Here is a 6559-nt window from a genome sequence, read left to right on the forward strand (position 1 = left end):
CCCAAGGACCGCGACATCGCCATGGTGTTCCAGTCGTACGCGCTGTACCCGCACATGACGGTGCGGCAGAACATCGCGTTCCCACTGACGCTCGCCAAGCTCTCGAAGAGCGAGATCAACGAGAAGGTGGAGGACGCCGCGAGGATTCTCGACCTCAGTCAGCACCTCGACCGCAAACCGGCCAACCTCTCCGGTGGTCAGCGTCAGCGAGTTGCCATGGGCCGTGCGATCGTCCGTACCCCCAAGGCGTTCCTCATGGACGAGCCGCTCTCCAACCTCGACGCCAAGCTGCGTGTGCAGACCCGCGCCGAGATCTCCCGGCTGCAGAAGCGGCTCGGTACCACGACGGTGTACGTCACGCACGATCAGACCGAGGCCATGACGCTCGGCGACCGCGTCGTGGTGCTGCGCGGCGGGCTCGTGCAGCAGATCGGCTCGCCGCAGGAGCTCTACGACAAGCCTCGAAACCTGTTCGTGGGCGGCTTCATCGGATCGCCGTCGATGAACTTCGTGCCCGGCACGCTGACGGCCGACGGCATCAAGACCGACCTCGGTACCTTCGAGTTGCCGCGCGAGCGCCGCGCGTCGATCCAGCAGAAGAACCCGGGCAGCGAAGTTGTCGTCGGTATCCGACCCGAGCACTTCGAGGACGCAGCGCTCATCGACTACTCGCAGAAGATCAACGGTGCGACGTTCACCGCCCGCGTCGACGTGCTCGAGTCGATGGGCAGCGACAAGTACGTCTACTTCGCGTCCAAGGGCGACAAGGTCCAGTCGGCCGAGCTTCAGGAGCTCGCAGCGGATGCCGGGCTCGGCGACGTCGGTAGCGCCCAGGTCGTCGCCCGGCTCGCCGCGGAGTCGAAAGCAGCCGAAGGCAGCGACGTCGAACTGTGGTTCGACCCGGCCAAGGTATCGGTGTTCGACCAGTCCTCGGGCGCGAATCTGACGCTGTAGCACGCAAATACCGACGGCACGGCTCGCGCTTTTCATGCGCGAACCGTGCCATTGGTGTTTTCGAGGTCAGGCGCCTCTCGCCTGGCCGTCGCGGGTCGAAGCCGAACAGTTGTCTACGAGTTCGCTGTCGACACCATCCGCAGGCTCGTCGACTACCGGGGTGAGGCGGACGGCCAGCGCGGACACCGTCACGACGATGCATGCGAGAGCTCCGACGACGAACGCGGCGAGGTACACCCCTTCGCGCGGAATCGACGTTCCGGCAACCGTGTAGGTCGCGAGCATCGTGGTGAGCAGGGCACTGGCGATCGAGGTTCCGACGGTGCGGACGATGGAGTTGACGCTGTTGGCCACGCCGGTGTCGCGAGCGGGCACCTCGGCCATCAACAGGTTGGGAACCGCCGCGAATGCGAGGGCGACGAAGATGCTGACGGCCGCGGATGCGGTGATCACCTGCCACGTCGCGTCACGGGCGAATGCGTAGAACACGAATCCTGCAGTGCCGAGGCATGATCCACCGATGAGTACTGCGCGAGCGCCGAACCGTCGGATCAATCGGCCGGCGAGCAGAGATGTGAGGGCACCCAGCGATGCACCCGGCAGCAGGTAGACGACGCTGGCCGACAACACGTCGGCGGAGAACCCGTAGCCTGCGGCTTCGTGCGATGTCTGGACGAAGTACGAGCAAGTGAGAAAGTTGAGGAACATGGCTATGCCGACGAACAGCGTCGCGACGTTGGTGGCGAACAGTGGGCCGTGGGTCAGCATTCGCGGGTCGACGAGAGGGGCCGTGATGCGGTTCTGATAAATCCACCACCCGGCCAAAACTACGACTCCGCTCGCTGCGCAGGCCAGTGTGGCGAGCGAAACCCAGCCCCAGGTTCGCCCCTGGGTGAGCGCGAGGAACAGCAGTACAAGGGCGGCGCCGAGAAGCAACGCGCCCCACCAGTCGACCGTGCCGCCGGCAGCGCGAGTGCGCGCGGGCACGGCTCGCCAAGACAACGCAAGCGCCGCCGCCACGATGGCGGCCGTCAGCCAGAACACGCGGTGATAGTCGGCGCCGTCCGTCGTCAGCAACCCGGTGAGGATCAGCCCGAAACCAGCGCCGACGCTGAGCGTCCCGGACACCACGGCCATCGCGCCGACGAGCTTGTTCGGGTGCATCTCGTCGCGCAGCAGAGCGATGGCGATGGGGAACAGAGCGTACGAGACGCCCTGCAGAATGCGTCCCGCGAGCAGCAGCGGCAGCGAATCCGTCAGGGCGGCGAGCAGCGATCCGACCAGCACCAGCGCGAGAACCGTCAGCAGTACTCGACGCTTGCCGTACAGATCGGCGAGCCGACCGATGACCGGCGTGGCGACGACGGCAGCGAGCAGGTTCGCGGTGAGAACCCACCCGGCTGCCGTCGTGCTCACCCCGAGTTGGCCGCCGATGGTCCCGATGATGGGCACCACCATGGTCTGCATGACGGAAACCGTCATGACCACGAAGCAGAGCGTCGGCAGCAGGAGCCGGCCCGCGTAGGTCGGTTCGGTGCGCGCGGGTGAAGGCATGAACGGATACTACGTCGGGCCCATCGGCGGCCCGATGCACGCAATCAGAGCTCGATGTCCTCGTCGGGGTGGTTGCGGAGGTGGAACAGGCTGGCCGCAAGGCCGCCCCACACCAGAACGAGGGCGATGATCATCATGACGATTGCGGTGGTGCTCATGCGCGGTCCTTCACATCGAGGTCCGAGGGGTCGAGGTCTGAATGGCCGGGGTCGAAGCTGTCGACGTTGCGGCGCCAGGGAAGGAGCGACAGCAGAACGGCCGCAACGATGACAAGCGCCTGAGCAACCCACCCGAACGCGACGACGAGCCCGGTGGGGAGCCCGCCGTATCCGTCGGTGATGCGTTCGATGACTTGGTCGATCAGCATGTAGGCGAGCACGATCGGCGTGATGACGCCGACGAAGATGCGCCACACGATGCCCACCTTGAAGGAGGACACATCATTGAGATGATTCTGCATCTCGGTCAGTCGGCGAAGGACGAGTCCGAGGACGACGATGGCCACCAGGGCGACGCCCACGATGCCGATGTTGTTGGCGAAATTGTCGACGATGTCCAGGACGTTGAGGCCCGTTGCTGTCGGGAAGAGAATGAGGGAGACGACGGTCGCGGACCCTCCGACAGTCAACACGGCCGTGCTACGCGCGAGACCGGTCTTGTCTTGGACTGCCGCGACGACCACCTGAACGATGGAGATCAGCGACGTGAAGCCTGCGAAAACGAGCGCTCCGAAGAACGCGACGCCGAACAGCGGACCGCCCGGCATCGACGAAATGATGGCGGGGAACGCGATGAATGCGAGCCCGATTCCGCTCTCGACCACCTCGGAGACCGGAACACCGGTGGCCTGGGCCATGTACCCGAGCACCGCGAAAACGCCGATACCGGCCAAGATTTCGAAGCTGCTGTTGGAGAACGCGACGACGAGACCGGACCCGGTCAGGTTGGTTCTGCGGCCCAGGTAGGACGAGTAGGTGATCATGATGCCGAACGCGACAGACAGAGAGAAGAAGATCTGTCCGTACGCCGCGATCCACACGCCGCTGTCGGTGAGGGCTGACCAATCCGGCGTGAAGAACGCGTCGAGGCCTTGGCCTGCGCCTTCCAGGAACAGTGCACGGACGACAAGGACAGCGAAGAGTGCGATCAGCAGCGGCACGAAGTATTTCGAGACGGCACCGATTCCCTTCTGGACGCCGAGTGCGAGGATGACGATGACGCCGATCCATACCAGCAGCAGCGGGATCACAACACCGGGTACGAAGTCGAGGCCGAAGGTGGATTCGCTGTCCTGCTGCAGGAAGTCGGACGCGAAGAACGTCGCCGGATCGTCACCCCAGGCTTCGGTGAACGAAAAGATCGTGTATCGCGCGGCCCACGCGATGATGACCGCGTAATACACGGCGATGACGAAGCAGATACCGACCTGCCACCAGCCGAGAACCTCGGCGGGGCGAGAGATTCTCCGGAAGGCGAGCGGGGGTGATCCGCGGAACTTGTGGCCGATCGCGTAGTCGAGGAACAGCAGCGGAATGCCCGCCGAGAGCAACGCGATGAGGTAAGGGACGATGAACGCGCCGCCCCCGTTCTCGTACGCGATGTACGGGAAACGCCAAATGTTGCCCAGCCCGACCGCCGATCCGATCGCGGCCAGGATGAACACTGTTCGACCCGACCACGCTTCACGCTGCTCGGGGGCCTCACGCCTCTGTTCCATGGTGGGCCAACCTTCCTGAAGCGCTTGGTGTGATGCTGCTCGCAAGTAAAACCGTATCGGTTTCTGGGGCGACACTCACACCGGACCACCGATTCGGCGCGCGGCCGACCTCGCTACCCGCCGCGACGGGCACGTTCGCGGAGCTCGGAGACGATTTCGTCGTTCCAGACATGTTCGCGCACAAGGCGATACCGTTCCCGGGCCATCCACAGGTAGGCCTCGGCGTCGGTGCGGCCCTCGAGGATGTCGGCCGCGCGGACCATGCGAACGACCGGAAGGAACTCCTCGCCGAACCACCGTCGGGCAACGGTGGCGCGGTCGACGAACTCGCCGAGCTCCTGCATCAGCCGAAAACCCCACGCCTCGACCGATTCGCTGAGTTCGGCGTAGTCGAACGGGTCGGTCACCGTGACGGCTTCCCGAGCCTTCCCGACGAGGGGGACGCGGGAGAGGAAGATGCGTCGGTGGTCCTTGATGAGAAGGTCTCCGCGGCGGGTGATGCCCTCCGGTGAGATGCGGGTGATGATCTCGGTGACCAGGGCGTCGATGGTCGTGCGGTGCATGGCGAACGCGATGGACACTCGGTGGTGACCGTCGAGGACGAAGTGCATGGATCCGATGCGATACACCTGGATCGGCGGCATCGCTTCGCCTCGTCGCTGCGCCGCCGCCAGCCGTTGCCACCGTTCTCGGATGCGCGCCGACGTCGGCCGGAAGAACCTGTCGAAGTCGCGTGTCCGATCGACGCTGCCCACGATCGAGTCGACGCGAATGACCTGGACACCGAGGTGTCGTTCGCCGACCTTGCCCAGAGCGGCGACCACCTCGTCGAACGGCAGGATCATGTTGACGTCGTCGGGTTGGCGACGCATCCACCCGACCAGGCGTGCGATGTCGGCGCGGCGACGCTGACGTGAGAAGTCGTTTTCCGCGTCGGCTGCGGGAAAGCCGGTGTCACGTGCCATGGCGTCGCCTCAGGATCGTCGGAGCAGTGGACTCGGAGGCGGTTCCTCCCGGCTCGATCTCGAGCAGCGTGTACCCGACCGTGTTGATGACAACGGATCCGTGCAACTCGAGGTCGTCCGGTGTCCGGCCGTGCGGATGAATGTGACCGTGCAGGAGAAGCTGCGGACGCAGCGCAGCGGTCACCTCGGCCAGACACTCGAAGCCGACGTGCGCCGCGTCGGTGTCGTCTCCGACACCGAAGGGCGGACTGTGCGTGAGCAGCACGTCGATGCGCCGGCGATCGCCGCGGAAGGTCTCGGCGAGTCTTTTGGTTCGGGTCAGTGACCGCGATCGACGTCTCTGCTGCCGCTGCGTCCACTGGTTCGGGCCGCCGTTGTACTTGATCGAACCACCGAGCCCGGCGATGCGCAGCCCCGCCGCGTCGACGATCCGACGGTCGGCGTTGACGCCGCCCACCGGCCCTGGCCAGGCGCTGGGCAGACCCGCGCGCATCCACCCGACCTTCCCGGCGGAGTAGCCCGCGAGGTCGGCGTCGTGGTTGCCCGGGACGAACACACACGGGGCGTCGAGTGCGTCCGTCAGGTATTCGAGGTAGTCGAACGGAAGGTCTCCCGCACCGAGAATGAGGTCGACGTCGAGTGATCGCACCTGCGAACTCCACAGGCTCTCGATCGTTTCGTCGGCGACTGCAAGGACGGAGACCACGCGGACGACGCTACCGGGCGAGTGTGGTGTTGGATGGACTTCGTGAGCGAGAGTGGCATCGATGGAGTGATTGCTCGGGTCCGCGCGCATCTGGTCACCGCCATCGGCGACGAGAACCCCACCCCGTACGCGGTCACGTTTCTGGGCCTCGAGTCGCTGGATGTTCTGACGTTTCTGCCTCGGCGCGACGAGCTCGTTCGCTTCGTGACGCTCGGATGTTCGAGGTACCCGATGTCGGACCCCGGCGAGATGATCGCGGACGCCACCCGAGGACCCCGGGCCGAGTTGATCCTGAAGACACGGATATTCGAAGAGATCGATCAGACGTTCCTGCGGAACCTGGCGAAACTTGCGGCGACACCGTCGGTGGAAGGCGTCGTGCTGCGGCAGGACCTGTTGCTCGACCTCGGCGAACCGCTGTGGGCGGGAGCGCCGTTCACTGCGGTGCTCCTCGGCGAAAGCGACATCTCCGAACTGCCACTTCCCGAACCCGCCGACCCGGTGACGTTTTTCCAGGTCGTACCGATCACCGGAACAGAGGCGGCATGGGTTCGATTACGCGGCGCCGACGCACTGCGCGAAGCGTGGGCCGAAGCGGGCATCGACGTGCACGACCCGAAACGGTCGGCCGTCAATCTCTAGAGCCAGTGGTTGCGCCGAAAC

Annotated in this window: 7 protein-coding genes; 2 read left to right on the top strand and 5 right to left on the bottom strand. The window is 65.2% G+C overall.

The window, feature by feature from the left end; genetic code table 11:
* On the top strand, positions 1–954 hold a 954-nt coding region (locus WBQ44_RS20930; protein ID WP_495568588.1), incomplete at its 5' end, for an ABC transporter ATP-binding protein.
* A 66-nt stretch (positions 955–1020) separates the two neighbouring features.
* Here WBQ44_RS20930 and WBQ44_RS20935 read toward each other — a convergent pair.
* The 5 genes from WBQ44_RS20935 to WBQ44_RS20955 all read right to left on the bottom strand — a co-directional run bounded on the left by WBQ44_RS20935 (position 1021) and on the right by WBQ44_RS20955 (position 5896).
* Positions 1021–2508 carry an MFS transporter gene (locus tag WBQ44_RS20935; RefSeq protein ID WP_495568589.1) on the bottom strand — a complete coding sequence of 496 codons (1488 nt, stop codon included), beginning with the start codon at positions 2506–2508 and terminating at the stop codon, positions 1021–1023.
* A gap of 44 nt (positions 2509–2552) precedes the next feature.
* Entirely contained in the window at positions 2553–2666 is a 114-nt protein-coding gene (locus tag WBQ44_RS20940) for a methionine/alanine import family NSS transporter small subunit (RefSeq protein ID WP_495568590.1), read from the bottom strand.
* Complete coding sequence (locus WBQ44_RS20945; protein ID WP_495568591.1) at positions 2663–4225, bottom strand: sodium-dependent transporter; 1563 nt, start codon at positions 4223–4225, stop codon at positions 2663–2665. The genes WBQ44_RS20940 and WBQ44_RS20945 overlap by 4 nt, the downstream gene beginning before the upstream one ends.
* Before the next feature lie 113 nt (positions 4226–4338).
* A complete protein-coding gene (locus tag WBQ44_RS20950) occupies positions 4339–5190 on the bottom strand; it encodes a chromosome partitioning protein ParB (RefSeq protein ID WP_495568592.1) in 852 nt (283 codons plus the stop codon).
* Entirely contained in the window at positions 5180–5896 is a 717-nt protein-coding gene (locus WBQ44_RS20955; protein WP_495568593.1) for a metallophosphoesterase family protein, read from the bottom strand. Before WBQ44_RS20955 ends, WBQ44_RS20950 begins: the two co-directional genes overlap by 11 nt.
* Before the next feature lie 33 nt (positions 5897–5929).
* Here WBQ44_RS20955 and WBQ44_RS20960 point away from each other — a divergent pair, with 33 nt between their 5' ends.
* Positions 5930–6538, top strand: coding sequence for a suppressor of fused domain protein (locus tag WBQ44_RS20960; RefSeq protein ID WP_495568594.1), 609 nt, complete (start codon positions 5930–5932; stop codon positions 6536–6538).
* Positions 6539–6559 lie beyond the last annotated feature (21 nt).

Source organism: Rhodococcus sp. (in: high G+C Gram-positive bacteria), assembly GCF_049591685.1.
Classification (GTDB): Bacteria; Actinomycetota; Actinomycetes; order Mycobacteriales; family Mycobacteriaceae; genus Rhodococcoides.